The sequence below is a fragment of the Aquabacterium sp. CECT 9606 genome, assembly GCF_918741295.1.
Classification (GTDB): Bacteria; Pseudomonadota; Gammaproteobacteria; order Burkholderiales; family Burkholderiaceae_C; genus Aquabacterium.
On sequence record NZ_CAKKNB010000003.1, the window covers coordinates 877,058 to 903,564 of the forward strand.

Consider the following 26,507-nt stretch of genomic DNA (forward strand, 5'->3'; position numbering starts at 1 on the left):
CTGGCGCTCAATTCGATGGAGGGGTACCGCGGCCAGCGGCCCCCGGGATCAGGGTGACAACAACGGGTTGACGGGTCATGCGGCCCTTGGCATTGGTGCGATCTTGCACCTCACCAGCCAGTTGACCACAAGCGGCATCGATGTCATCGCCACGGGTTTTGCGCACAGTGGTGATCAAGCCTGCATCCGCCAGAATCCGGGCAAAGGCCTGCACGCGGGCGTTGTCTGAGCGATGCAAGCCAGACGCGGGGAATGGATTGAATGGAATCAGGTTGAATTTGCACGAAATGCGGCCGCGCACCAAGTCAATCAATTGATGCGCATGTTCATCAGTATCGTTCACGCCATCGAGCATGCAGTACTCAAAGGTGATGAAATCACGCGGTGCAGCGGACAGGTAATCTGAGCAGGCCGACAACAACTCGTCAATCGGGTATTTGCGGTTGATGGGCACCAGCTCATCGCGCAACAAATCGTTGGGGGCGTGCAATGACACGGCCAGGGCCACCGGGCAGTCATTCTTGAGACGCTCGATCATGGGCACGACACCCGAGGTGGACACCGTGACCCGACGACGCGACAAGCCATAGCCATGGTCGTCGAGCATCATGCGCAAGGCCGGCATCACGGCCGAATAATTTTGCAAAGGCTCACCCATGCCCATCATCACCACATTGCTGATAACGCGCTCGGTTTGCCCCAGGCGCTTGCGCAGCGAATGCTCGGCATACCAGAGCTGGGCGATGATTTCGCCGGTGGTCAGGTTGCGGCTGAAGCCTTGATGGCCGGTCGAGCAGAAGCGACACCCCACGGCACAGCCGGCTTGGGACGAGATGCACAAGGTGGCTCGATCGTCCTCGGGGATGTAGACGCTTTCGACGGCGTTGCCGGCACCCACATCAAACAACCATTTGATGGTGCCATCGGCAGAAACATGTTCGCTGATGATGGGCAGAGGCTTGAGGGTGGCGACACCTTGAAGCTTGCCACGCAGCGACTTGGCCAAATCCGACATCTGTTCGAAGTCAGAAGCGCCTTTCTGATGAATCCAGCGGAACAGCTGGGTGGCGCGAAAACGCTTTTCACCCAGTTGTTCACAGAACGCGGCCAAGCCATCCAGGTCGAAATCAAGAAGGTTGGCAGCGCTCATGGGCAATCGACTCAGCGGCTGTAAACGTTCAGGCCGGGGAAGAAGAAAGCGATTTCTTGAGCAGCGGTTTCAGCAGCGTCAGAGCCGTGGACAGCGTTGGCATCAATGCTGTCGGCGAAGTCGGCGCGGATGGTGCCCTTTTCGGCCTTTTTCGGGTCGGTGGCGCCCATCAGGTCGCGGTTCTTGGCGATGGCGCCTTCGCCTTCGAGCACTTGCACGAACACGGGGCCGGAGACCATGAAATCGACCAGGTCCTTGAAGAAGCCACGCTCTTTGTGAACACCGTAGAAGGTTTCGGCTTCTTGACGCGACAGTTGCACCAGCTTGGCAGCGGCGATCTTCAGGCCAGCGCCTTCAAAGCGGGCCACGATTTGGCCGATCACGTTCTTGGCAACAGCATCAGGCTTGATGATCGACAGGGTGCGTTCGATAGTCATTATTCAGTTCTCCTAAGTCTAGATTTGACAAAACCCAGCATTGTATCGCCGGGACATGACGGTCAGGTCAGCGGCGTCCGCGGCCACCACCACCGCCGCCGTGATTGCCACCACCACCGCCCTGGCCGCCACCGCCTCGGCCGGAGCGCCCGCCCACCTTGTTGAAGTAGGCATCGGCGCCGATGTAGCCAACCGAAGTTTGCAGAGGATCAGGCTGGCGAGGTCCGCCCTTTTTATCGGAAGGGGAATGCCCCGCGTCGTGGTCCGGACGGCCAAAGCCCTGGGTGATGCGCTTGGAGCCTTTGACAAAACGCTTGTCAAAGGTCTGCTCCAGAGGATTGGGAATGGGGCCGATGTGGTCGAAATCGTCGTTGTGGTCGCCTTGCGGGCCTTGCTGAGCCTGCACACCGCCTTGCGGGCGATCCATGGGCGGGCGGCCAGAACGATTCTGGTTTTGATTGTTGCGACCCTGGTTGCCGCCTTGCGGACCATAGCCGCCTGGCCCCTGGGGACCACGGCCATTGCCTTGCTGGCCATTGCCCGCCTGCTGGCCACGGCCTTGGCCTTGGCCACCTTGACGGCCCTTGAAGTTGTCTTGGCCTTGCAGTGCTGGCTGCTGGCCGCCACCTTGGGGCTTGCCATTGCGTCCACCCTCCTGGCGACCACCCTTCTGGAAGTTGTCAGGGCGGTCAAAGCCGGCCAGCGACTTCACGGCGCGAACGTCGGATTCGCCCAGTTCGACCCACACACCGCGCTTCAGGCCACGCGGCAGCACGATGGCGCCATAACGCACGCGGATCAGGCGGCTGACGGCCAGGCCCACGGTCTCGAACAGCTTGCGCACTTCGCGGTTGCGGCCTTCGGTGATGACCACGCGGTACCAGTGGTTCACACCTTCGCCACCGCCATTTTCGATGGACTTGAAGGAAGCCATCTGGCCTTCGATGCTGACACCTTCCAGCAGCTTGTTCTTGGAGGATTCAGGCAGCGTGCCCAGCACGCGCACAGCGTATTCGCGTTCCACGCCAAAACGTGGGTGCATCAGCTGATTGGCCAGCTCGCCCGATGTGGTGAACAACAGCAGGCCTTCGGTGTTCAAGTCCAGGCGGCCCACCGACATCCACTTGCCGTTTTGCAGGCGTGGCAGGCGGCGGAACACCGTTGGACGGCCTTGCGGATCGTCATGGGTGACCACTTCGCCCACGGGCTTGTGATAGGCGAGGATGCGTGCCGGCTGAGGCGCGATGCGGATCCGGATGGGCTTGCCGCCGATCTTGACCTGGTCGCCATAAGACACGCGCTGACCGATGTGGGCGGCGTGCCCGTTGACGGTGATGCGACCGTCCTCGATCATCTGCTCGATATCGCGGCGCGAGCCCACGCCCGATTGGGCCAGGACCTTTTGCAGCTTGGGCGCATCGGGCTCGGGGCGCAAAACGCGCTTTTGCGGATCAGCCTCGGCACCCTCGGCCTCGTCTGCAGTGGCTTCGTCACGCACCGTGTCGAAATCACCCGACAGCAGCTCGGCAAACACCTCATTGGCCTGCTCGGCGGCGATCGCTGCTCGACGCGATGGCAATTGATCCGGATCGCGGGCTTCATCGCCCTCGCCTTCCAGGGACTCACCACCGGCTTCAGCACTTTGCTCGCCAGCCTGATCGGGGGCATTGCGCGCAGGGCGCTCACCTCGCTGACCACGAGGGCCGCGATCTCGCCGACCACGCTCACCGCGCTCTTCGAAGCGCGGCTCGGCATCGGCTGGCACGGCTTGCTCACCGCCTTGCGACACTTGTACCGAATCGGGCGCCGGCTCGCTCATGTCGGGGCCCAGTTGCAAGAAGCCGTCACCGGCAGGCTCACGGACCACGGGCACCTCTTCACCAGCCACCTCGGCCTGCGCTGGCGCTGCGGCTTCAACCTCAGCGGCCGGCTTCTTGCGCGGCGCGCGCTTGGGCTTGGCTTCAACAGCTTCTTCAACCACGGGCTCGACCACCGCTGGCGGCACATCCTCAGCCGCCGCGGCCGCCTTGCGCCGACGCGGAGCAGGCTTGGCAACCTCTTCCGCCACAGCCTCAGCTTCCGGCTCGACCTGGCTTTCGGCGGCCTTGGTGCGGCGCGCCCGCTTGGGCTTGGGCGCATCTTCGGACGCATTGAGCGCGGACGGGTCCAGCTCAGGTGAGGATTCGTTGGGGTCTTGCATAGGCGCGTTGTCTGAAGTCATGGAACGGGAGAGGATTCGGCGGGATCGGCTGGGTCAGCCGCATCGGCATCGGGGGTAGAAGGATGTTCGGACTCGAGCAATTCGGCTTGCGCCTCCAACAGCGTGCCCTGCCCTTGTTCGTCGTGTTCTTGTTGTGTGGCGCTGGCGGCTTGAGCCGCTGCGTCAGGGTCATTGTCCAGACCAGGCAGCATGCCCTGGGCGCCCAACATGCCATCCAGCGCCGGCAGTTGGTCGAGCGATTTCAAGCCCATGTCGTCCAGGAAATGACGCGTGGTGGCGTACAGGCCGGGCCGGCCGGGAGCGTCACGGTGGCCGATCACCTCGATCCAGCCACGGTCTTCAAGCTGCTTGACCATCTGGGTGCTGACGGTCACGCCACGAATGTCTTCAATGTCGCCCCGGGTGACGGGCTGCTTGTAAGCAATGATCGCCAGGGTTTCCATCGTCGCCCGCGAGTACTTGGGCGGCTTTTCAGGGTTGAGCCGATCCAGGTACTCCTGCACGTCGGCGGTAGTTTGAAAGCGCCAGCCCGAAGCCGACTCCCGCAACTCCACACCCCGACCCTCCCACTGCTGGGAAATCTCGGCCAACAAAGCACGCACCCCGTCTGCCGACAAGGTGTCTTCGAAGAGGGCACGCATTTCGCGCACCGTCATGGGCTGATGTGCGCATAAAAGCGCCGCTTCTAGTACGCGTTGAGCGTCCTGAGGATTGAGGACTTCCATCTCTTCAATCGGTAAACACACGCCACCCGTTCAGGGTGGAGGTTCAAACGCCGCGCGCCCTGGCTGTCGGGCTGCGCGGCACGGACCCAAGTGGCATCGGCCGGCAAATGAATGCACACGCCTGATGACCGAGTTTGACCGCCTGGTTGGGCTGGTTGGACGCCTTGGGTTTGATCTTGTGCCCCATCGAAGGGCATCCGCTTATGGGCAAAGCCGTCAGATCAAACGTTCTTTGCCGGATGGTTGGCGCGCCTTGGCGAACCACCAGATTTGCGGGCCATTATGCACCAGTTACAGGTTTTTGGTTGGCCATTTGCAGACGGCCCCAAGCCTGGGCCAAGTCGTCTGGCAAAGGCGATTCAAATTGAAGGGCTTGCCCGGTGATGGGATGCTCAAACCCAAGCCGATACGCGTGCAGGGCCTGGCGAGTCAGACCCAAGGCCGGGGCGCCAGCGTAAACCGCGTCGGCCACCAAGGGGTGCTTGCGGCTGGCCATGTGAACGCGGATCTGGTGGGTGCGCCCGGTGTGCAAGGTGCACTCCACGGCGCTGAAAGTGCGCCGGATCGGCCCTTGCGGGTGGTCCTCGTCGAGCACGGCACGCCCCAGACAACGCACATCGGTTCGCGCCGGCTTGCCCGAGGCCAGCACCGCCATCTTCACGCGCGAAGCCGGATCGCGGCCGATGGGTGCCTCAACCGTGAAAGCGTCGGCCACCGCACCGTGGACCAAGGCCACGTATTGGCGCTTGACCAATCGATCGGCAATGGCCCGCGACAAAGCGGTGACCGCCTCCAGCGTCTTGCCCACCACCATCAAACCACTGGTGTCCTTGTCCAGGCGGTGAACAATGCCGGCCCTGGGCAGGTTGACCGCGCCCGCATGGTGGGCCAACAGGCCGTTCATCAGGGTGCCACTCCAATGACCAGCCGCCGGGTGCACGACCAGGCCCGCCGCTTTGTCAATGACCAACAGGTGCTGGTCTTCGAACACGATGGGCAGCACCATGGGCTCGGCCACGAAAGCCTGGCTTTGCGCGGTGGGCCGCAGCTCGATCCACACACGCTGGCCACCGCTGACTTTACGCGAGGGTGAATCGGCCAATTTGCCATCAACGCGCACGCAACCCGCCTCGATCAAGCTTTTAAGATGGCTGCGCGAGAACTCGCCCGCCAGGCCGACCAGCCAGGCGTCCAGGCGCGCCCCGTGCTGAGCCGCCGTGACCACGCCCTCGCGGGTCACCACGGGCAAAGGCTGACTGACCGGCGCCGTGGCCTCGGCGCCCCAATCTTCGTCCAAAGCGTCAATGTCCAAAAGCGGCGAAGGTGAAACAGGAGATCGGGACATGAAAGCTTTGCAGACAGGTGGATGAAAGGGGCGGTGCCATGCTTCTATACTGCCGGGTAATGCGCACCTCGTGCGAAACTCTACGCGGTTCCAACCTCCGCCTTATACACACGTGAAACTGCTGAAAAACACCTTGTGGGGCCGGTCATCTGGCGTGAAAAACGGACTGGCCACCAGCTTGGCCGCCGTGCTGATGGCGCTCAGCCTGAGCGGCTGCGGATCAACGCCTGAAGACGAGTTTGGCGGCATGGCACCTGACAAATTGTACGCAGACGCGAAAGAAGAAGCGGCTGACGGCAATTACGAGAACGCCATCAAGCGCCTGGAGAAAGTGGAAGCCCGCGCTTCGGGCACGATGCTGGCCCAGCAGGCCCAACTCGACCTGGCCTACGCCTATTACAAGACCGGCGAAAAGGCTCAAGCACTGGCCAAGCTGGAGCGCTTCATCAGACTGCACCCCACCAGTCCCGCCGTGGATTACGCCATGTACCTTCAAGGCCTGGTGAACTTCAATGACGACCTGGGCTTGTTTGGCCGTGTGGCCCGCCAGGATCTGGCCGAGCGTGACCAGCAGGCGGCACGCGATGCGTATGAATCGTTCAAGCAACTGTCGACGCGTTTTCCAACATCCAAGTACACCGCCGACGCCAAGCTGCGCATGAACTACATCGTCAATTCGCTGGCCTCTGGCGAAGTGCACGTGGCACGCTACTACCTGCGCCGTGGCGCCTACCTGGCGGCCGCCAACCGGGCGCAACAGGCGCTGACCGACTACCGCAGCTCACCCGCCATCGAAGAGGCCCTGTACATCATGGTGCGCGCCTACGACAAGCTCGGCTTGACTCCGTTGCGGGATGACGCCGAGCGCGTGCTGAAGCAAAGCTTTCCCAACAGCCCTTACCTGGCTGGCGGCGTCAAAGCCGCCGACAAGCCCTGGTGGCAACTGTGGTGAGTTAGTTGGCCGAACTGCCCCCGGCGGTGAATCCGGTCAAGCGCCCCTGGTCATGAACCGCCGGCCCCTCGGCGGGCACATCCACGGGCTCTTCCACCGGCGTGGTCTCTGAAGAAGATTCAGAGTCCGCCGATGCCAAATGGAGCTTGTGCACAAAGCGGCGCCCACGGTCGTAGGGGAACACGTCGTGCACATAGCCGGCTTTGATGCGCTCCTTGTGTTGCTGCCAGAAATCAGCTTCCAGCAACTCGGCGTGGTGCTTCATGAAGATGGCCCGCACCCGCGGGTCGCCCAACAGGAAGGGCCCGAAGGTCTCTGGGAAAACGTCATGGGGGCCGACTGAGTACCAGACCTCGCCAGACATTTCTTCTTCCTCGTTGCGCGGCAAGGGCACCGTGCGGAAGTTGCAATCGGTGATGTATTCGATCTCGTCGTAGTCGTAGAACACGACCTTGCCGTTGCGGGTGACGCCAAAGTTTTTCCAGAGCATGTCGCCCGGGAAAATGTTGGCGGCCACCAGGTCCTTCAATGCATTGCCATACTCGATCACCGCGTGCTCCAGCTGCTCGCCATCGGCCTCCTGGATGTAGATATTGAGCGGCACCATGCGCCGTTCGATGTACAGGTGCTTGAGGATGAGCACATCGCCCTCCTCTTCCATCACGCTGGGCGAAAAATGCTTGAGTTCGGCGATCAGTTCGTCATCGAAGCGGTCGCGCGGGAAGGCCACGTTCGTGAATTCGAGCGAGTCGGCCATGCGGCCCACCCGGTCGTGCTGCTTCACCAACACGTACTTGGACATGATCAGATCCCGCGTGGTCTCTTTCTGCGGTGGGAAGAAGTCCTTGATCACCTTGAACACGAAGGGGTAGGACGGTAGATCGAACACCAGCATGACCATGCCCTTGATGCCCGGAGCAATGCGGAATTTGTCGCTGGAATGGCGAAGGTGGAATAAAAAGTCGCGGTAGAACAGGTTCTTGCCGTGCTTCTGCAGGCCCAGGGCGCTGTAGATCTCGGCGCGCGGCTTGCGTGGCATCAGCGTGCGCAGGAACTGCACGTAGGCCGAAGGCACCTCCATGTCGACCATGAAATAGGCGCGGGCAAAGCTGAACAGCGCCAGCAGATCGTCCTCGCCAAACAGAGCCGCGTCGATGTAAAGGCGCTTCTTGGAGTTGTGCAGGATGGGGATGGCAAACGGCAGGCTGCGGAAACCGTTGATCACCTTGCCGACGATGTAGGCGCCCTTGTTGCGGAAGAACAGCGACGACAGCACCTGGATCTGGAAATTGGTGCGCAGGCGCACATTGCCGACCTGCTCTTGCAGCGCTTCGAACACAAAACCGACATCACGGTTCAAGTCTTCAAACGGCTCGTCCAGCTCGTAGCTCTGGATCACCGTCTTGAGCATCGCACGCAGGTTCTCACGCGTGGGGTAGTAGGCGCGGAAAGTGGGCTTGGCCTTGGGGTCCTCGTCCTCGATGTACTCGGTGGACACCGCCGGCCGCACAAAGATGAAATCGTTGCGGAAATAGCGCCGGTGCAGCATCCGGATTGTGACCGAGTTGAAAAAGGTCTCGGCCAGTTCGGGCTGCTTGTGGTTGGTGAGCAAGCCAATGTAGAACAGCTTGATCTGGTGCCAGACCTCCATGGGCAGTTCGCTGGCCAGATAATCGTTTTCCAGCCGGGCAACGGCCTCGTTCACGCGCAGGTCATAAAACTCGATGCGCACCCGCTGCGCCAGTTGCTGGCCATGCCAGTCGGCCTGCTCAAAACGCACCTTGGCGTCGGCGCTGGTCTCGCGGAAGATCTTGTAGTGGCGGTCAAACCCATCGAGCATGGCCTTGGCGATTTCAAAGGCGCGCGAATCGGTCAATTGCGTTGGAAGCATGGGGCTGCCTGGATTTAAACCGCTGAGTCGGCGGCGGGTTGCGGGGTGTGGCGTTTCTTCAGTTCGGACAAGGCTTTGGCATAAGCCACCGCGAGCGCCTCTGGGTGCTCCACGGTCATGCGCATGTCCTTGATGTGGCCATCATGCAAGCCGTAGACCCAGCCATGCACGACAACCTCCTGGCCGCGCTCCCAGGCGTCTTGCACCACGGTGGTCTGGCAAACGTTCAAACTTTGTTCCAGCACGTTGAGCTCGCACAGGGCGTCCAGCCTGGCGGGGCCGTCTGGCAACTGGAAAAGCCAGTCACGGTGCTGGTTGCGCACATCCTGCACGTGGCGCAACCAGTTGTCGGCAATGCCGATACGCTGGTTGTTCATCGCCGCTTTGACGCCGCTGCAACCGTAGTGCCCGACCACGATGATGTGCCGGACCTTGAGCGAATCGATCGCGAATTGCATCACCGAGAGACAGTTCAGGTCGGAGTGCACCACCACGTTCGCCACATTTCGGTGCACAAACAACTCACCTGGCAGCAGGCCCACGATTTCATTGGCCGGAACGCGGCTGTCGCTGCAACCGATCCACAGATACTGCGGCGACTGCTGTTGCTGCAGACGGGTGAAGAAACCGGGCGTGCGGTTTTCAATGTCGCGGGCCCAGGCCCGGTTTTTTTCGAACAGGGATTCAAGTGTCATGGGTGAGAGTGTAGTCAGGCTTGATTGGGTCACAATGGGCCGATGCAAGAGACTTCACCCAAGGCCACGCTCGACTACCCCATGGGCGACACCCTGCCCGCCATTGGCCAGGCTTTGGCCGTGGCGCCTGGTGTGCGCTGGGTCCGCATGCAGTTGCCCTTTGCGCTGGACCACATCAACTTGTGGTTATTGCGCGATGAACTGGATGGCCGCCCTGGCTGGACGATCGTTGACTGTGGCATTGCCAACCAAGCCACCCAGGAAGCTTGGTCACAGGTCTTTGCGACGCAGTTGGAAGGCATGCCGGTTCTGCGCGTCATCGTGACCCACATGCACCCTGATCACGTGGGCAACGCACATTGGCTGACCGAGCGCTGGAGCATCCTGGACTGGCCCTGCCGCCTGTGGATGAGCGCCACCGATTTCCACGCCGCCCAACTGGCCTGCCAGCACACCACCCATGGCGGTGAGCGCGCCGCTTCGTTTTTTGCCAGCCATGGCCTGACGGACCCGGAATCAGTGGCCAAGATCAGGGCACGCACCAACTACTTTGGCTCGATGGTGCCGCAGATGCCCGCCACCTTTCATCGCTTGCTGGATGGATTGAGCGTGCAGATTGGCGGGCACCGCTGGGTTTGCCATGTGGGCCACGGCCATGCACCGGAGCACATGGCCCTGCACTGCCCCGAGCTGAACGTGCTGATATCGGGCGACATGGTGCTGCCGCGCATTTCAACCAATGTCAGTGTGTACGACACGGAGCCCGAGGCCAACTCGCTGACCCTGTTCCTGCAATCGCTGGACAGGATGCGTAGTTTGCCCAAAGACACGTTGGTGCTGCCATCGCACGGCAAGCCATTCACTGGTCTGCACACACGCATTGACCAGTTGCACGAACACCACCGCGATCGCCTGGCCGAGGTGGTCGCGGCCTGCCGGCAGCAGCCCACCACGGCGGCAGACCTCCTGCCGGTGCTGTTCAAGCGCCAGCTCGACTTGCACCAGACCACCTTCGCGATGGGCGAGGCGGTGGCCCACCTCCATGCGCTATGGCACCAGGGCACGCTCACGCGGGCCCTGGGCACTGACGGCGTTTACAGGTTCAGCTGCTCACGGGCTGCTGAATGGATTTGATCAGGCGGCGACGGCGAACCACGCCCAGAACGGCCAGACCAGCGAGGGCACTGGCCCAGGCTTCCGCCTCGGGCACCATGAGCACCAACTTGCCATTGATCCCCATCAGGTAAAGGCGGCCAAGGCCATCTTCGCCAAAGGAGGTCGGCCCGCTCAAGCCCGTGCCCGCGAGCAAGGAGGCGGTATCTTCACGCAAGTCGATCGGTTTGCCATCAGCGCCCAACAGGAACGAAAACACCCGGCTGGACACAAAATCGCTGAAGAAATACCGACCGTCGGCACCATCAATGCCGGGCCCTCGGTAGACATACCCACCAGTGATCGAATTACCCAATCCACCCGGTGCATCCAGATGCGCATAATCGAACAAGGGGTCGGTCAGGCCTGAGGCATCCCCGCCCACGATCGGCGTTTCAACCGAGCCCTCGCGCAGGCGCCAACCGTAGTTGTGGCCACCCGGGTCGCTCGCTTTTTCAAGATTGATTTCCTCTCGGACATCCTGGCCAACGTCGCCAATCCAAAAGTCACCGGTTTGCCGGTCAAAGCTGTTGCGCCACGGATTGCGAAGGCCCAGGGCCCAAATCTCCGGCCGCGTGTCCACCTGGTTCACCAGCGGATTGTCAACAGGCACGGTGTAGCCCGTCCCTGCCCCGCTCACATCGATCCGGAGCACCTTGCCCAGCAAACTGTTTCGATTTTGCCCGTTGTTATGCGGGTCATTCGCGTCGCCGCCATCACCGGTCGCGATGTAGAGGTTCTTGCTGTCTCCGGGCCTGAACGCCAGCCAACCCGCCTTGTGGTTGGCATAGGGCTCCTGAGGAATGCTGATGACGTTTTGCGCCGAAGCCGGATTGGCCACATTGCTGGACGGATTGGCCACGGTGTAGCGCTCAACCACCGTGTTGAGGGTCGTTTTGTCGATGTAGTTGACGTAGAACCTGCCATTGCTGGCATAGCCAGGGTCAAATGCCAAACCCAAGAGACCGCGTTCGCCTGCGGTATCGACTTTGGTCGACAGGTCCAGAAACGGGGTTGCCAAGGTTTGCCCATTGGCAATGATTCGAACCGTTCCGCCTTTTTCAAGAACGAAAAGGCGATTGTCTCCGGTAGGGGCGGTCAGGTAGACAGGCTGGCTCAAATCACTGGCGACAACCTGGCCACTCAGCGCGTGGGCCCCTGACATTGCCACGGCCAAGGCCATGGCTGCGCCCAACTTTGCCAAAACAAAGCGTCCTCTCATGCTTTTTCTCCTTGTGGCCTATGCTGGCCGGTGGCGGAGATTAAGCATGGATGGCAGGGCTTGGCAAGACTAGGGCTTTTCAGGCCCAGTCGGGAATCATGGCGTGGCGGAGTTGGTCCCGCGCTTTTTCATAGTCGGGCATGACGGACATGACGACCTCCCAAAAGCGTGGGCTGTGGTTCATTTCGCGCAAGTGGGCCAACTCGTGCACCACCACATAGTCGATCACGTGATCAGCGAAATGCATCAGCCGCCAATGCAAGCGGATGGAGCCATCCACACTCGCACTGCCCCAACGCGTGCGAGCCGACGACAGGCTGATCCGGCTGACGCTCACACCCATCAAAGGCGCAAAGTGCTTCACCCGCGCATCAAAGCGCAGTTTGGCCTGCTTCTTCAGCCATGACTGGAAAAGCTCACCGATCTGCTCGGAGGCTGCATCCGGGCTCAGCCCCATCAACAAGGCCCGCCCGCCTTCGCTCAAGTTGACGCCTTTCGTGAGGGGATCCAGCACCAGGGTCAGCGGCTCGCCAAGGTAAGGCAATTCGGCACCATGCTGCCAATCGATGCGGGTAGCCTTCTGCTTCAATGCGCGCTCGCGCTGCTCGACCAGCTTGTTGCAGATCCAACGGGATTTGGCATGCAGGGCGGTTTCGATGTCGCCGGACGACACCCACCGCGGCGCGCGCACGCTCAGCCCTTCGGAACTGACCACCATGCCGATGCTGCGGCGGCGAACACGCTGGAATTCATAGGCCACGATCACATCGCCCAGGCGCACTTCGCGCTCGGCCTGGGGATGGCGAAATACGGGGATGTCGGGCTGGGCCGGAACGGGCATCGCGGGCGACTGGACCAGGGCCGCGGATTGCGGCTCCTTGCCAGTGGCACCATCCACCCAGGGCAGGCCCATCTGCTCACCCGACGACACTGGTGTCACTGTCTCAGGCGTTCGGTCACTCATCACTCAAACTTGTCTTTCATGTCAGCTCGCCCATGTGTGTGGCCACGGGGCTGTCTTCGCCATGTGCACGCCGATCCCGCAGGATCAGGAAGTCGGCAAAGGACGACAGATCGGGATGGATCGTCAGATCGGAAACCTGCTGACGCAGGTCGATCAATTCTGTTTCGCTCATGGAGGCGGCCTGCCCGGTGCGGACCAGGTGAGGCTCGCAGCCCACCGACTGCGCCGCCAGAACGTCGCGCGGAAGGTCACCCACCATGGGCACGCCCGCCAGGGACACGCCGAAGCGTTGCCCGATCATCTTGAACAGACCAGGCAGCGGTTTGCGGCAGGTGCACTGGTCTTCGGGCGTGTGGGGGCAGAAGAAAACGGCCTCGACCCGGCCACCATGGCGGGCCAACAATTGGTTCATCCGCGCATGCATGGCGTTCAGGGCCACCATGTCGAACAAACCGCGGCCAATGCCAGACTGGTTGGTCGCCACGACCACATGCCAGCCGGCGTGGTTGAGCCGGGCGATTGCTTCCAGCGCACCGGGCAAAGGCACCCACTCGTCCGCCGACTTGATGTAGTCGTCCCGCTCGTGATTGATGGTTCCGTCGCGGTCTAGGATGACGAGTTTCATGCCCACTCCGAAAGGGGTCATGCAGCCAACCTGGACAGGTCGGCCACGCGGTTCATGGCCTGGTGCAAGGATGCCAGCAAACCGAGGCGATTGGTGCGCAATGCGGCATCTTCCGCGTTGACCATGACGCCATCAAAAAATGCATCCACGGGCGTCTTCAGAACCGCAAGGGCCTGCAGGGAAGCGGTGTAGTCCCCTTGCTCGAAGGCGGAGACCGCCTTGGCCCCCGCGGTGGTGAGCGACTCGTACAAGGCGGCTTCGGCCGGTTCTTTCAGCAAGGAGGCATCAACCTTGGCCTCGACTGCGTCCTCGACTTTCTTGAGAATGTTGCCCACGCGCTTGTTGGCCGCGGCCAAGGAGGCGGCCTCGGGCAAGGCAGCGAAGGCACGCACCGCCGCCAGGCGCTGGCCGATGTCGGCCAGGCGCTGTGGGCGCAAGGCCAACACGGCGTCGACTTCCTGGGCGCTGTAGCCCTGTTCGCGCAGGCTGCCCGCCAGGCGGTCGTAGATGAAGTCGGTCAGGGCTGGCGTGGCATCGGTGATCTTGTCGCCGAACGAAGCGGCGGCCTGGCGCAAAGTGGGCTCCACGGCCAAAGGCAGATCGCGCTCGATCAGCATGCGGATCACGCCCAGCGCGTGGCGGCGCAATGCGAAGGGGTCTTTGTCGCCAGTGGGCAATTGGCCGATGCCGAACAGGCCCACCAAGGTCTCCAGCTTGTCGGCCAAAGCGACGACCACACCGACCAGATCGCGGGGCAACTCATCCCCAGCGAAACGTGGCTTGTAGTGGTCTTCAATGGCTTGCGCCACCTGGTCGCCCAGGCCATCGTGGCGGGCGTAGTAGCCACCCATGATGCCCTGCAGCTCAGGGAACTCGCCCACCATGTCGGTCAAGAGATCCACCTTGGCCAGGCGCGCCGCGGTGTCGACGCTGGCGGCCAGCGATGCCTGACCCAATGATTCGACCAAGCCTCTGGCGATGGCGCGCACGCGCTCCACGCGCTCGCCTTGCGTGCCCAGCTTGCCGTGGTACACCACCTTGGACAGGCCTGCCGCGCGGGACTCCAAGGTCTTCTTGCGGTCCTGGTCGAAGAAGAATTTGGCGTCGGCCAAACGTGGGCGCACCACGCGTTCGTTGCCGCCCACCACCGCACTGGCATCGTCGGGGCTGATGTTGCTGACGATCAGGAACTGGTTGGTCAATTTGCCGGAAGCGTCCAACAAGGGGAAGTACTTCTGGTTGGCCTTCATGGTGAGGATCAGGCACTCTTGCGGCACTTCCAGGAAGGCGTCCTCGAAGCGGCCGGTCAGCACGTTGGGGCGCTCGACCAGGGCAGTCACCTCGTCCAGCAATGCATCGTCGTCGATGGGATGCAGGTTGGTGCCGGCCTTGCTGGCGGCCAATTTGAGCAGGCGCACGATCTCACCGCGGCGAGCCTCGAAACTGGCGATCACAGCGCCTTCCTGCGCCAACTGATCAGCGTAGGTGTCTGCGTTCTGAAGCACCACCGGGTTGACCTTCGCCTCGAAGCGATGGCCTTGGGTACTGCGGCCCGACACCAAGCCAAGGGCGCTGACGGACACCGCCTGGTCGCCATGCAAGGCCACCAGGCCATGCGCGGGACGCACAAAGTTGACACTGGTCCATCCTGGCTGGAAATCAGCGCCCGGGCCTTGCTCCAACTGGTAGTTCATCACCTTGGGGATGGGCAGCTTGGCCAGGGTCTCATCCAGGGCTTTTTGCAGGCCTTCGCTCAAGGTCGCGCCAGCCTTCACGCTGTCAAAGAACAAGGCTTCGGCCTTGCCATCGGGCAGGCGCTTCAAGCTGGCAACGGCCTCAGGGCCCGCGCCCAGCGCCGAAAGACGCTTTAGCAGGGCCGGCGTGGCCTGGCCTTCGGCGTTCAAGCCAACGCTCACCGGCATCAGCTTTTGCTGCACGGCTTGGTCGGCGGCCTTGGCCAGCACTTTGGTCACATGCACGGCCAGGCGGCGAGGCGACGCGAATGCCGTGACCACCGAATCGCCACCTGCCAAGCCTTGCGATTTCAGGCTTTCGGCCAGCACCTGGGCAAAGGATTCGCCCAACTTTTTGAGCGCTTTGGGAGGCAACTCTTCAACGAACAACTCAACGAGCAAATTGGAAGCGCTCATGCTCAGGCGGCTTTCTTTTCTAATTGTGCAAGGACCTCTTGCGCCCAGGCTTTGGGGGCCATGGGAAAGCCCAGACGGGCACGGCTGTCGAGGTAGGCCTGGGCCACGCTGCGGGCCAGGTTGCGGATGCGGCCGATGTAGGCAGCACGCTCGGTCACGGAAATGGCGCCACGTGCGTCCAGCAGGTTGAAGCTGTGCGCTGCCTTGAGCACCTGCTCATAGGCGGGCAAGGCCAAATGTTGTTCGATCAGGTACTTGGCCTGCGTTTCATAGTTGGTGAAGGCACCCAGCAGGAACTCGACGTTGCTGTGCTCGAAGTTGTAGGTGGATTGCTCGACCTCGTTCTGGTGGAACACATCACCGTACTTCAGCGTGCGCTGCACTTTCACGCCATCGGGGCCCACTTCTTCCCAACTGGTCCAGACCAGGTCATAGACGTTTTCAACGCCTTGCAGGTACATGGCCAGGCGCTCCAGGCCGTAAGTGATCTCGCCTGTCAAAGGCTTGCAATCGATGCCGCCCACTTGCTGGAAATAGGTGAATTGCGTCACCTCCATGCCATTGAGCCAGACTTCCCAGCCCAGGCCCCATGCGCCCAAGGTCGGGTTCTCCCAGTCGTCTTCAACAAAGCGGACGTCGTTCTTCTTCAAGTCAAAACCCACGGCCTCCAAAGAGCCGAGGTACAGCTCCAGGATGTTGGAAGGCGCCGGCTTGAGCACGACCTGGAACTGGTAGTAATGCTGCAGGCGGTTGGGGTTCTCGCCAAAGCGTCCATCCTTGGGGCGGCGGCTGGGCTGCACATAGGCCGCGCGCCAAGGCTCCGGACCCAGTGCGCGCAAGAAAGTGGCGGTGTGGCTGGTGCCGGCGCCCACTTCCATGTCATAGGGTTGCAGCAAAGCGCAGCCCTGGGCATCCCAGTAGCTTTGAAGGCGCAAGATCAATTGCTGGAAGGTCAGCATGGTATTTTTCAGGTCAGAGGGGGAGCATCAACAAGTGACGCGAATGCCCGATTCTAAAGACTCGCGGCGGCACCCCGCGAACGGCGCCTCAAGGCCAGCACGGCCAGGCTCGCCAAAGCCACCATCGGCCACAAACCGAAACGCCCTGCCCACTCGGCATAAGGCGTGTTGCCTGCACGTCCCTGGACCGATGCCGCCAAGGCACCGCGGGTGTTGGTAGGCAAGGCGGCGGTCACCTTGGCAGTGTGGTCAATCACGACCGTGGCGCCGGTATTGGTGGCCCGGATGGTGGGCAATTGGAACTCCAGCGACCGCATGCGGGCGATCTGCAAATGCTGGTAAATGGCCACGGTGTCACCGAACCAAGCGAGGTTGCTCACATTGGCAAACAGCGTTGGGGCGGGCTGCTCAGGCGCCACGAAGCGCTGGGCCAACTCTTCGCCAAACAAATCTTCGTAGCAGATGGTAGGCGCGATCCATTGGCCTTTGACGCCGAACGACGGCGCAGCACGGGGGCCCCGGGTGAAATCGCCCAAAGGCATGTTCATCATCTGCACGAACCAGTGGAAGCCCAGTGGAATGAACTCGCCAAAAGGCACCAGATGATGCTTGTTGTAGCGGTAAAAGCCATCAGGCAAGGCCTTGGTGGCCGACGACAAGCCCACCACGGAGTTGGTGTAACCCTTCTCGAAACTGCCCAGCGGAACCCCGATCAAAGCGGCCCGATCGCCTTCATGGAATGCGCCGGCCAGCTCAGCCCAATAGCCATCGGGCATCTGGTCAGGCAGCAAAGGAATCGCCGTCTCGGGCGCCACCACCAGGTCGCCACGCGCCGCCAACAATTGCTGCGCGTGCCAGACCAGTTGGTCAATCAGATGCGATTGCGCGAACTTCTCGTCTTGAGGAATGTTGCCTTGCAACAAGGTCACCGACAAAGGGGCACCATGAACGCGAGTGAAGGCATTCGCTGGCCGCCCATCGACAAAATGCAAGCCGCCCAAGACGAGCACCAAGACCGACGAACTGGCCAACAATGACCGCAGCCTGGGCGCGGACAGCACCACCCAGGACAACATCAACACCCACGCCGCCCCCATGGCATAGACGCCAACCCAGGGCGCCAGGACGGCCAATGGAGAGTCCACCAAGGCGTAACCGCTGGCGGCCCACGGAAAACCGGTGAATATGCACCCCCTGATCCACTCGGCCAGCCACCAAAGTGCCGCCAGCAAGACACCATCCGAGAGCCAGGCGCCACGCCGCCAACCCACCCAGGCTGCGGCCATCAACGCCATGAAGCTCGACAAGGCGGCACAAAGGGCCAACACCGCCAAGCCCGCGATCCAGGCCGGCAAGCCCCCAAATTTGTTCAGGCTCACGAACATCCACCCGGTGCCACTGACCAGCCAGACCGTGCCAAACAAGGCGCCACATTGGGTAGCCAGCGCGACCGACGTCAAACCCCGAAGAACAGCGACAAAAGCGGCCACCGCCAGCGACAGCAACAGGGTCGGCCAAGCCGCCCCCCAAACCGCAAGCCAAGGAGAAAAAGCCCCCGCCACACAGGCCCCGGCCAGCATGGATGAGCACAACGCCCAGCCCGCACGCAATCCGCCCGGAACGGCCCGGGCACCTGAAACCAGCGTTGTCACAGTCAGGATCCGCTCATTTCAGCGGCATCGGGTGCGCGCGTGACCTTGAACCAGCGCACCGCACCACCCCTGGCCAACATGACCGAAAATCTAAGTCCAGCCACCTCGACAGCCTCCCCTCGGCGCGGCACCCGGCCCAGTTCGTGGGCCACGAAACCACCGATCGTGTCGAAATCGTCCATCGGCAAATGAATCCCGAAAGCCTGGTTCACAGCCTCGATCTCAGCGTCGCCAGCCACCCGTTGGCTGCCATCGGCCAACGTGAAGATGCCGCTGTCGCTCTCGCCCACGTCAAATTCGTCCTCGATCTCGCCGACGATTTCTTCCAGCACATCCTCGATGGTGATCAGGCCGGCGGTTTTGCCGAATTCGTCGATCACGATGGCCATGTGACTGCGGTTGGCGCGAAAGTCGCGGAGCAACTCGTTCAACCCCTTGGATTCGGGCACGAACACCGGGGGCCGCAACAAAGTGCGCAGGTTCAACTCCGGGGCCCGCTGCAGCTTGAGCAAATCCTTGGTCATGAGCACGCCGATGATGTTTTCACGGCTGCCTTCAAACACCGGAAAACGCGAGTGCCCGGCATCAATCACCTGGTTGAGCAGATCTTCGTAGGGGGCGTTGATGTCGAGCAAATCCATGCGCTTGACGGCGACCATCACATCGCCGGCGCTCATCCCGGCCATGCGGATCACCCCTTCCAGCATCACGCGGGATTCAGGTTCGATCAACTCCCGCTGTTCGGCGGTGGCGAGCGATTCAATCAGCTCATCGGTGGAATCCGGACCAGGCGAGATGAATTCAACCAGCCGCTCAAAAAGACTGCGACGGTCTTTTTCACGGTCATGTTGTTGCAGGAAGGCGGTTCTGTCGGCTTTGGTGGGCCGACTCTGGGAAGGTTCGGACACGGCAGGGGTGTCTTGGTGGCGATGTTGCAAGAATACCCGATCAAGATCGCGATTGTGCAACCCCACCGCTTCAAAGCCTTGGCAGCCGGGGCTACACTCTCAGGATGAGCTTGATACCTGTCACCATCCTTACCGGTTTCTTGGGCAGTGGAAAAACCACTTTGCTCAAGCGCATCCTGACCGAAGCACACGGTCAGAAGATCGCCGTCATCGAAAACGAATTCGGTGAAGAAAACATCGACAACGACATCCTGGTGGCCGACACCAAGGAGCAGATCATCCAGATGAACAATGGCTGTATCTGTTGCACCATCCGGGAAGATCTGCGCGCCACCCTGACCGACCTGGCCGCCAAGAAACGCGACGGCAGCCTGAAGTTCGACCGGGTCGTCATCGAGACCACCGGCCTGGCCGATCCCGGCCCCGTGGCGCAGACCTTCTTCATGGACGACGAGATCGCGGAGATCTACCTGCTGGACGCCATCGTCACCCTGGTCGATGCCAAGCACGGCCAGACCCAGCTTGACCAGCGCCAGGAAGCCCAGCGCCAGGCCGGTTTCGCCGACCAGATCTTCATCAGCAAGACCGACCTGGTCACCACGGCCGAAGCCGACGACCTGTCACACCGTCTCAAGCACATCAACCCACGCGCGCCTCAGCAACGGGTGCATTTTGGCGAAGTACCCCTGGGCAATGTGTTCGATTTGCGCGGCTTCAACCTCAATGCCAAGCTGGAAATCGATCCCAGCTTCCTGACAGACGACGCGCATGACCACGGTCACCACGACCACGGCCATGATCACGTGCACGACGAGCACTGCGATCACCCGCACCACCACAAGCACGACGACGATGTGAAATCCTTCGTCTACAAATCCACTCGCCCTTTCAACCCCAGCAAGCTTGAAGACTTTCTCGGGTCGATGGTGCAGATCTATGGCCCGCGCATGCTGCGCTATAAAGGCGTCTTGAACGTCGTTGGCATGGACCGCAAGGTGATTTTCCAGGGTGTTCACCAGTTGATGGGCAGCGATGTAGGCCCCAAATGGTCACCCGGCGAAGACAAAACCAGCAAAATGGTCTTCATCGGCATCGATTTGCCCCAAGACCTGTTCCGCACAGGCCTTGAACAGTGCCTGGCTTGAGGGGCAGATGGGGCCGAGGGATAGTCTGGTGAAGTTGAGCTAGGAGCCTCGCTACAATCCGCGCGCCTTCATTCATGCCCTGATTGCCAAAAAGCAGCACAACCAAGGCGATGGAGCCATTAGCTGGCCATGCGTCTCTTAGGAGGATCCTGTGACGAAAGCATCTGACAAGCCCTCGACCAAATCGAGCGCCACCGCCCCCGCCAAAACGGCCAAGGCGGTCAAGGACACGCCGGTCAAAGCCGCTGCCAGCAAGCCCGTCGCCAAGGCCCCTCCTCAACATGCTTCGCCGACTTCCGCCAAAAAAGAGACTCCCGCCACCAAGAAAACCAGCACGGTGACCACAGCCAAACCGGCTCCATCCCCTGCTCCCGCTCAAGCTTCCCCTAAAACGGTCGAAGCTGCCGTAGTGGCCAAACCCGTGGCCCCGGCACGTTCACCGTCCAAAATCAGTACCCCAGATCACATGTCTACTACCGCAACCAAGGTTGACAGCAAGCTCGCCAACGCGTGGAAAACCAAAGCCGGCCGGGACCTCACCGAGCCCGAGCTGATGGCCATGCCAGACTCCGAGTACATGAATGAAAAGCAATTGGACTTTTTCCGTGGTCGCCTGACCGTGCTGAAAGACGACCTGCTGTCCAACGCCGGCGAAACCACCGAACACCTGCGTGAAGACACCTCCATCGTCCCCGATCCGGCCGACCGCGCCACCATCGAGGAAGAGCATGCCCTGGAACTGCGCACCCGCGATCGCGAACGCAAGCTCCTCAAGAAAATCTCCCAAGCGCTGACTCGCCTGGATTCTGGCGAATATGGTTACTGCGACGAAACTGGTGAGCCCATCGGCCTGGGCCGCCTGATCGCCCGCCCAACCGCCACCTTGTCGCTGGAAGCCCAACAGCGCCGCGAGCTCAAGCAAAAGATGTTCGGTGACTGATCTGCTGCTGCGCACCCTCACTTCTATGCCCTATTTCGGCCTGCGATCATGAGCAAGGACTCCGGCGGATTTTTGCGCAAGGTGGCGCGCTTCGTCGCCAATCCCACCACGGATTGGACGCAGCTGGACGCGCCTACGGGCGGATCCCCCGAAAGCGAGTACGCCAAGACCGAAATCAAGGCCATGATCGAGCGCAAGCGTCGCAACGATTTCGTGCGCAAGCGCGAACTCGACATGCTGCGCAAGATCCGCCGCGAGGGCCTGAGCCAGGACAACGCCCTGGCTTTGTCCGGTGCCTCCAACCTCGACTCTGAGTCACGCCCCCACAGCGGCCCTCGTTCCGACATCGCGGTCAAGGCCAAAATCGATGCCATCGAGCAGCAGATGGTCGGCGATCAAAGCGCGTCGCGACAAGCAGCAGCGCCGGTGGCCCACAGGCCCCCTCCTTTGCCCTTGAACGCCGCCGCGGCCTATGCGCCCACTGCCCCCAATGAGCTGGGTTCACCCGAGAAGTTCAAGGCTCGGTCCGAATTGAGCCCCCTGGAATTCGATCCCCCCGAGATTTCGCAGGCCGTGTTCGATTCGGCGCGCGCCAATCAGCCTCGCATGAGTGGCTCCTCATCGCCACCGCCCATGCTCAACGATCACCTCTCATCGGCAGGTTTTGCAGACGGCGCCGGCGTCGACGTGACCGAAATGGAGCACGATCCCGAGCTGGATGAAGCCGTGATTGCCTTCGCGAATGCCGATTTTGACGAATGTGAACGGGCTTTGCTGGCCCTGATCGCCCCAGGTGGCTCGCGGCACCATCAGTCGGAAACCTGGATGGCGGTCTTCGACCTTTACCGAGCCCTTGACCTGCCGCAGAAATTCGACCACTTGGCCGTCTCGTTCGCACACCAGTTCGGGCTGTCCGCGCCACATTGGTATTCGCTGCCTCAGCGGGTGCAGGCCTTCGTGGCCATCAGCGAGCGGCAAGCTGCAGCAGCCGCCAAGGAAAACCAGGACGACCAAGAAGGCCCGATCACGGAGCCCGGCGAAGGCACGCCTCCAGAGGCTCGGGGCGTCGAGGGCTGGTTGTCACCGGCCGTGATCGACTCCGAGGCCGTTGCTCAACTGCGTTACGAAATCCTGCAGTTGCCCCGTCCATGGACCATGGACTGGAGCAGCGTCCAGAAAGTCGCCCCCGAGGGTGCCGCCCAACTGAGCCAGTTGATGAAAGCCTGGGCCAAAGAGCCCATCGGCATGGCCTGGATTGGCGCCGACCAGTTGCTGTCCGTGCTGGCCGAAAGCTCACCCTCCGGCGTGAGGGACACCGACCCCGCTTACTGGATGCTCCGCCTGGACACCTTGCGCCTGTGCAACCGGCCTGACCAGTTCGACGAAGTGGCCATCGAGTACTGCGTGACCTATGAGCTGTCGCCGCCCTCCTGGGAGGCTTCGGCATGCCAGGTGCGCCACATGCGCGATGGCGTCACGCCCCAGACGATGATGCTGTCTCACGTCAGCGACGTGACGACCAGCTTTGTCGAATCCCAACTGCACGACGACATCGAGTTCGTGCAGGTCGCCGCCTTGAACCTGTCAGGCCAGTTGATTGGCGACATTAGCGAGACCTTGCGCAAGCTGGACAACCAGCTGGGTGCCAGCATCACGCTGGACATCGATTGCGAGCACCTGCTTCGCGTCGATTTCATCGCTGCCGGAGACTTGCTGAACTGGGTCCTGGCACGCCGCGCCGAGGACCGCGAAGTCACCTTTGTCAAGCCGCATCGGCTGGTGGCGCTGTTCTTTGGTGCCATGGGAATCAACGAGCACGCCAAGGTCAAGCTGCAACTGATCTAATGCCTCAGCCCGATCACCGGGCCAGGCACTCACTTGAAAAACCCCATGGATTCTTATCACGGCACCACCATTGTCAGCGTGCGCCGTCAAACACCGACCGGCTGGCAAGTGGCCATCGGTGGCGACGGACAGGTCACGCTGGGGCACATCATCGTCAAGGCCACCGCCCGCAAGGTGCGCAAGCTTTACCGCGACCAGGTGCTGGCCGGGTTCGCGGGCGCCACGGCCGATGCCTTCACCTTGTTCGAGCGCTTTGAATCCAAGCTGGAAAAGCACCAGGGCCACCTGGCACGCGCCGCCGTCGAGTTGACACGCGACTGGCGCACCGACCGTGTTCTGCGCCGTCTGGAGGCCATGCTGGCCGTGGCCGACCGCGAGACCTCGTTGATCATCACCGGTAATGGCGATGTGCTGGAACCCGAACACGGCATCATCGCCATCGGCTCAGGTGGGGCCTATGCCCAGGCAGCTGCGCGCGCCCTGGTCAGCCACACCACCCTGGACGCCGCAGATGTGGTCAAGAAGTCGCTTGAAATTGCTGGCGACATCTGCATCTACACCAACCAAAGCCACACCATTGAAACCCTTGGATGACGCCATGAGCGGCATGACACCTCAAGACATCGTCGACGAACTCGACCGCCACATCATTGGTCAACGGGAAGCCAAGCGCGCCGTGGCCATCGCCTTGCGCAACCGCTGGCGCCGTCAGCAGGTTGAAGGCAGCATGCGCGGCGAGATCACGCCCAAGAACATCCTGATGATTGGCCCGACCGGCGTGGGCAAGACCGAAATCGCCCGCCGCCTGGCCAAGCTGGCCGACGCGCCTTTCATCAAGGTCGAGGCCACCAAGTTCACCGAGGTGGGCTATGTGGGCAAGGACGTCGACACCATCATCCGCGACTTGGTGGAGTACGCCGTCAAGCAAGAGCGTGCCGTGCAGATCCAGACCCAGCGCGTGCGCGCCGAAGACGCCGCCGAGGAACGCCTGCTGGATGTGCTGGTGCCCCCACCGCGCTCCGAGTTCGGGATCTCGTCACCGCTGCCCGACAACACTGCCCGGCAAGTCATGCGCAAGCGTTTGCGCGAAGGTTCGCTGGACGACCGCGAGATCGACATCGAACTGGCCGACAACAAGACGCCGGCCCTGGAAATCATGGGGCCGGCCGGCATGGAAGAAATGGCCGAGCAATTGCGCGGCCTGTTCGCCCAGGCCAGCGGTCAGCGCCGCAAATCGCGCAAGGTGACCGTGGCCGAAGCACGAGTGCAACTGATCGAGGAAGAAGCCGCCAAACTGGTGAACGACGACGACATCAAGACGCGGGCGCTGGAGCGCGCCGAGCAAAACGGCATTGTCTTCATCGACGAGATCGACAAGGTGGCCAGCCGTGTGGAGGGCCAGGGGGCGGAGGTTTCGAGGCAAGGCGTGCAGCGCGACTTGCTGCCCTTGGTTGAAGGCACCACGGTGAACACCAAATACGGCATGGTCAAGACCGACCACATCCTGTTCATTGCCTCAGGCGCCTTTCACCTGTGCAAGCCCAGCGACTTGATTCCCGAGTTGCAAGGCCGTTTTCCGATCCGCGTGGAGTTGTCTTCCCTGTCGGTCGGCGACTTCGAGGCCATCCTCACGCAACCCAGCGCCAGCCTGATCAGGCAGTACCAGGCCTTGCTGGCCGCCGAAGGCGTCACCCTGGAGTTCACGCCCGACAGCATCCGCCGGCTGGCGCAGATCGCCTACGACGTGAACGAGCGCACGGAAAACATTGGGGCGCGCCGTCTGGCCACCGTGATGGAGCGCTTGCTAGACGAGATTTCGTTCAATGCACCCAACTTGGCAGGCCAGACCAAGACGATCGACGCTGAACAGGTGGATGCTCGCCTGGGCGAGTTGTCGCGCAACGAGGATCTGTCGCGCTTCATCCTTTGAATCAAGCCTCGGAGGCCAGGGTCAGCAGGCCCTCGAAGATGAGGTTTTCGACCACGCGCACCGGCAGCTCGGTCACATGGGCCAGGCGAGACACCGCGCCACCCGACATCACCAGCAGGGGCTCGCGCCCCGTGTGCTGCTGAAGCCGGCGCAGGCTGCGCTCGATCGCCCCAGCGATGGCGTCCGTGCCGCCGCTCATCAGGGCATCGCTGGTGTTGGTGGGAAAGTCATGCACCTCGCCGGTGGGCACTTTCAGGCCCGCAGTGCCACTTTCAAGTGCGCGGTACATCAGGCCAAAGCCCGGCATGATCAGGCCGCCCAGGAAACGCCCTTGCACATCGACAGCGTCCACCGTGACCGCGGTGCCGACCATCACGGCCAGCACGGGCGGTGGCGCATCCGCAGACACCTGCAGGGCACGTTGCCGGGCACCGATGATGGCGGCCCAGCGGTCGGCGCCCAGGCGTGCGGGGTGCTCATAGCCGTTCACCACCCCCGACGCGCGCGCCGAAGACACCACCCAACGAGGCTTCACGCCCCAGTTGGCCAGTTGCTCTTCAACGCGCCGCTTGATGGCATCGCCAGCGACCACGCAACCCAGCATGGCATCCGGAGCCGCCAATGCTTGCCACTCCTGGGTCCAGAGGTGGTCAATGTCTTCCAGGACCACGGCCGCATGTGCCAGCAATGTGGCGCCGGGCAGGCCCTGCGAATACAAACCCCATTTGAGCCGGGTGTTGCCAATATCGATGACTAAAAACGACATGCATCTTTCTCGCGAACAAAGCACCCGAACGATAAGGTGAAACCCGATTTTGCCTGCAAGACCAGGTGTCCATCGTTGTGGCAACGCAGCATGTCGCAACAAGCACCTGTGTGTCGTCATGGACAAGGCATAGTATCGACCCGCCGTCTGGGCAAATGCATGGCTGGGCACGAAAACTGCCCGCATCCAAACAATGAACATCACAATGACATCAATCGCGCGCGCGCTGCTTCTCTCGATCGCCATGCTGGCCCAGCCAGTCCTGGCGAACACCGAGGTCAAGGGCATTAAATTCACCGATACATTGCAGCTCGCCTCGCAACCACTCCAGCTCAACGGCGCGGGATTGCGGGTCAAGGTGATCATCGACCTCTACGCGGCCGGCCTGTATGTGCCCAAACCAGACACCAACGCGGCCAACGTCATCAGCCAGCCCGGCCCCAAGGTCATGAAGATCGTGCTGCTGCGCGATCTGACGGGAGAGGACTTTGCCGACGCCACCGTCAAGGGCTTCAAAGCCAACAACAGCGAGTCCGACCTGGCCAAATTCCACGCCAAGCTGGATGAAATCAGGGCCATGATGCTGGACTTTGGCCCGGTCAAGAAAGGCACGGTCATCCAGATCGATTTCGTGCCGGGTGAAGGCACACACGTGCTGCTGGATGGCAAACGGCGTGGCCCCGAGGTCACAGGTGATGATTTTCAGCAAGCCGTGCTGCGCATCTGGCTGGGGCCCAAACCGGTGGATGCTGACTTGAAGCAATCGCTGTTAGGCGGCAAATAACGCACAAAACACCCAACTGTGATCAATGTCATGGCCGAAACGACTTGAA

Annotated in this window: 24 protein-coding genes; 8 read left to right on the top strand and 16 right to left on the bottom strand. The window is 61.7% G+C overall.

What is annotated here, in order from left to right; genetic code table 11:
* Positions 1 to 7 precede the first annotated feature (7 nt).
* The 5 genes from rlmN to LQ232_RS16750 form a co-directional block, all read right to left on the bottom strand.
* Complete coding sequence (rlmN, locus tag LQ232_RS16730) at positions 8 to 1,150, bottom strand: 23S rRNA (adenine(2503)-C(2))-methyltransferase RlmN (protein ID WP_230181499.1); 1,143 nt, start codon at positions 1,148 to 1,150, stop codon at positions 8 to 10.
* Positions 1,151 to 1,161: 11 nt separating this feature from the next.
* Positions 1,162 to 1,587, bottom strand: a complete 426-nt coding sequence (gene ndk / locus LQ232_RS16735) for a nucleoside-diphosphate kinase (RefSeq protein ID WP_230181500.1) — start codon at positions 1,585 to 1,587, stop codon at positions 1,162 to 1,164.
* 67 nt (positions 1,588 to 1,654) lie between these two features.
* A complete protein-coding gene (gene rluB, locus LQ232_RS16740) occupies positions 1,655 to 3,808 on the bottom strand; it encodes a 23S rRNA pseudouridine(2605) synthase RluB (protein WP_230181501.1) in 2,154 nt (717 codons plus the stop codon).
* The gene (gene scpB, locus LQ232_RS16745; protein ID WP_230181502.1) at positions 3,805 to 4,449 is read right to left on the bottom strand and encodes an SMC-Scp complex subunit ScpB; all 645 of its coding nucleotides are present in this window, start codon (positions 4,447 to 4,449) and stop codon (positions 3,805 to 3,807) included. Before scpB ends, rluB begins: the two co-directional genes overlap by 4 nt.
* A gap of 364 nt (positions 4,450 to 4,813) precedes the next feature.
* Positions 4,814 to 5,878 carry an RluA family pseudouridine synthase gene (locus tag LQ232_RS16750; protein ID WP_230181503.1) on the bottom strand — a complete coding sequence of 355 codons (1,065 nt, stop codon included), beginning with the start codon at positions 5,876 to 5,878 and terminating at the stop codon, positions 4,814 to 4,816.
* 118 nt (positions 5,879 to 5,996) lie between these two features.
* Between LQ232_RS16750 and LQ232_RS16755 the strand changes: the two genes are divergently transcribed.
* The gene (locus LQ232_RS16755) at positions 5,997 to 6,830 is read left to right on the top strand and encodes an outer membrane protein assembly factor BamD (protein WP_371820291.1); all 834 of its coding nucleotides are present in this window, start codon (positions 5,997 to 5,999) and stop codon (positions 6,828 to 6,830) included.
* Position 6,831: 1 nt separating this feature from the next.
* Here LQ232_RS16755 and aceK read toward each other — a convergent pair whose 3' ends face one another.
* Positions 6,832 to 8,721, bottom strand: coding sequence for a bifunctional isocitrate dehydrogenase kinase/phosphatase (gene aceK, locus LQ232_RS16760; protein WP_230181504.1), 1,890 nt, complete (start codon positions 8,719 to 8,721; stop codon positions 6,832 to 6,834).
* Positions 8,722 to 8,735: 14 nt separating this feature from the next.
* The gene (gene can / locus LQ232_RS16765; protein WP_230181505.1) at positions 8,736 to 9,416 is read right to left on the bottom strand and encodes a carbonate dehydratase; all 681 of its coding nucleotides are present in this window, start codon (positions 9,414 to 9,416) and stop codon (positions 8,736 to 8,738) included.
* 42 nt (positions 9,417 to 9,458) lie between these two features.
* Here can and LQ232_RS16770 point away from each other — a divergent pair, with 42 nt between their 5' ends.
* The gene (locus LQ232_RS16770; RefSeq protein ID WP_230181506.1) at positions 9,459 to 10,550 is read left to right on the top strand and encodes an MBL fold metallo-hydrolase; all 1,092 of its coding nucleotides are present in this window, start codon (positions 9,459 to 9,461) and stop codon (positions 10,548 to 10,550) included.
* On the opposite strand, the gene LQ232_RS16775 is transcribed toward LQ232_RS16770, so the two are convergent.
* The 7 genes from LQ232_RS16775 to LQ232_RS16805 form a co-directional block, all read right to left on the bottom strand.
* Positions 10,519 to 11,790, bottom strand: coding sequence for a sorbosone dehydrogenase family protein (locus tag LQ232_RS16775; RefSeq protein WP_230181507.1), 1,272 nt, complete (start codon positions 11,788 to 11,790; stop codon positions 10,519 to 10,521). The two genes, LQ232_RS16770 and LQ232_RS16775, sit on opposite strands and share 32 nt — an antisense overlap.
* 79 nt (positions 11,791 to 11,869) lie before the next feature.
* Positions 11,870 to 12,754: a M48 family metallopeptidase gene (locus tag LQ232_RS16780; protein ID WP_230181508.1), complete on the bottom strand. Its 885-nt coding sequence runs from the start codon at positions 12,752 to 12,754 to the stop codon at positions 11,870 to 11,872.
* A gap of 16 nt (positions 12,755 to 12,770) precedes the next feature.
* Positions 12,771 to 13,379 (bottom strand): D-glycero-beta-D-manno-heptose 1,7-bisphosphate 7-phosphatase, encoded by a 609-nt coding sequence (gmhB, locus tag LQ232_RS16785; RefSeq protein WP_230181509.1) that lies wholly within the window; start codon positions 13,377 to 13,379, stop codon positions 12,771 to 12,773.
* A gap of 17 nt (positions 13,380 to 13,396) precedes the next feature.
* Positions 13,397 to 15,529 (bottom strand): glycine--tRNA ligase subunit beta, encoded by a 2,133-nt coding sequence (glyS, locus tag LQ232_RS16790; RefSeq protein WP_230181510.1) that lies wholly within the window; start codon positions 15,527 to 15,529, stop codon positions 13,397 to 13,399.
* Positions 15,530 to 15,531: 2 nt separating this feature from the next.
* Entirely contained in the window at positions 15,532 to 16,488 is a 957-nt protein-coding gene (gene glyQ, locus LQ232_RS16795) for a glycine--tRNA ligase subunit alpha (RefSeq protein ID WP_230181511.1), read from the bottom strand.
* Positions 16,489 to 16,541: 53 nt separating this feature from the next.
* Positions 16,542 to 18,068 carry an apolipoprotein N-acyltransferase gene (lnt, locus tag LQ232_RS16800; protein WP_230181619.1) on the bottom strand — a complete coding sequence of 509 codons (1,527 nt, stop codon included), beginning with the start codon at positions 18,066 to 18,068 and terminating at the stop codon, positions 16,542 to 16,544.
* A 74-nt stretch (positions 18,069 to 18,142) separates the two neighbouring features.
* On the bottom strand, positions 18,143 to 18,997 hold the full coding sequence (locus LQ232_RS16805) for an HlyC/CorC family transporter (protein WP_230181620.1): 855 nt from the start codon (positions 18,995 to 18,997) through the stop codon (positions 18,143 to 18,145).
* Positions 18,998 to 19,152: 155 nt separating this feature from the next.
* On the opposite strand from LQ232_RS16805, the gene LQ232_RS16810 reads away from it, so the two are divergent.
* On the top strand, positions 19,153 to 20,193 hold the full coding sequence (locus LQ232_RS16810; protein ID WP_230181512.1) for a GTP-binding protein: 1,041 nt from the start codon (positions 19,153 to 19,155) through the stop codon (positions 20,191 to 20,193).
* 138 nt (positions 20,194 to 20,331) lie between these two features.
* Here LQ232_RS16810 and LQ232_RS23680 read toward each other — a convergent pair whose 3' ends face one another.
* The gene (locus LQ232_RS23680) at positions 20,332 to 20,460 is read right to left on the bottom strand and encodes a hypothetical protein (protein WP_371820274.1); all 129 of its coding nucleotides are present in this window, start codon (positions 20,458 to 20,460) and stop codon (positions 20,332 to 20,334) included.
* A gap of 199 nt (positions 20,461 to 20,659) precedes the next feature.
* Here LQ232_RS23680 and dksA point away from each other — a divergent pair, with 199 nt between their 5' ends.
* The 4 genes from dksA to hslU are packed head-to-tail and all read left to right on the top strand — an operon-like array spanning position 20,660 to position 24,908.
* Positions 20,660 to 21,133 (top strand): RNA polymerase-binding protein DksA, encoded by a 474-nt coding sequence (gene dksA, locus LQ232_RS23685; protein WP_371820275.1) that lies wholly within the window; start codon positions 20,660 to 20,662, stop codon positions 21,131 to 21,133.
* A 48-nt stretch (positions 21,134 to 21,181) separates the two neighbouring features.
* A complete protein-coding gene (locus LQ232_RS16820; RefSeq protein WP_230181514.1) occupies positions 21,182 to 22,978 on the top strand; it encodes an STAS domain-containing protein in 1,797 nt (598 codons plus the stop codon).
* A gap of 45 nt (positions 22,979 to 23,023) precedes the next feature.
* Positions 23,024 to 23,572, top strand: a complete 549-nt coding sequence (gene hslV, locus LQ232_RS16825) for an ATP-dependent protease subunit HslV (protein WP_230181515.1) — start codon at positions 23,024 to 23,026, stop codon at positions 23,570 to 23,572.
* A 4-nt stretch (positions 23,573 to 23,576) separates the two neighbouring features.
* On the top strand, positions 23,577 to 24,908 hold the full coding sequence (gene hslU, locus LQ232_RS16830) for an ATP-dependent protease ATPase subunit HslU (RefSeq protein ID WP_230181516.1): 1,332 nt from the start codon (positions 23,577 to 23,579) through the stop codon (positions 24,906 to 24,908).
* 1 nt (position 24,909) lies between these two features.
* On the opposite strand, the gene LQ232_RS16835 is transcribed toward hslU, so the two are convergent.
* Positions 24,910 to 25,674: a type III pantothenate kinase gene (locus LQ232_RS16835; protein ID WP_230181517.1), complete on the bottom strand. Its 765-nt coding sequence runs from the start codon at positions 25,672 to 25,674 to the stop codon at positions 24,910 to 24,912.
* Positions 25,675 to 25,879: 205 nt separating this feature from the next.
* Here LQ232_RS16835 and LQ232_RS16840 point away from each other — a divergent pair, with 205 nt between their 5' ends.
* On the top strand, positions 25,880 to 26,458 hold the full coding sequence (locus LQ232_RS16840; protein ID WP_230181518.1) for a chalcone isomerase family protein: 579 nt from the start codon (positions 25,880 to 25,882) through the stop codon (positions 26,456 to 26,458).
* The last annotated feature ends 49 nt before the right edge of the window (positions 26,459 to 26,507 follow it).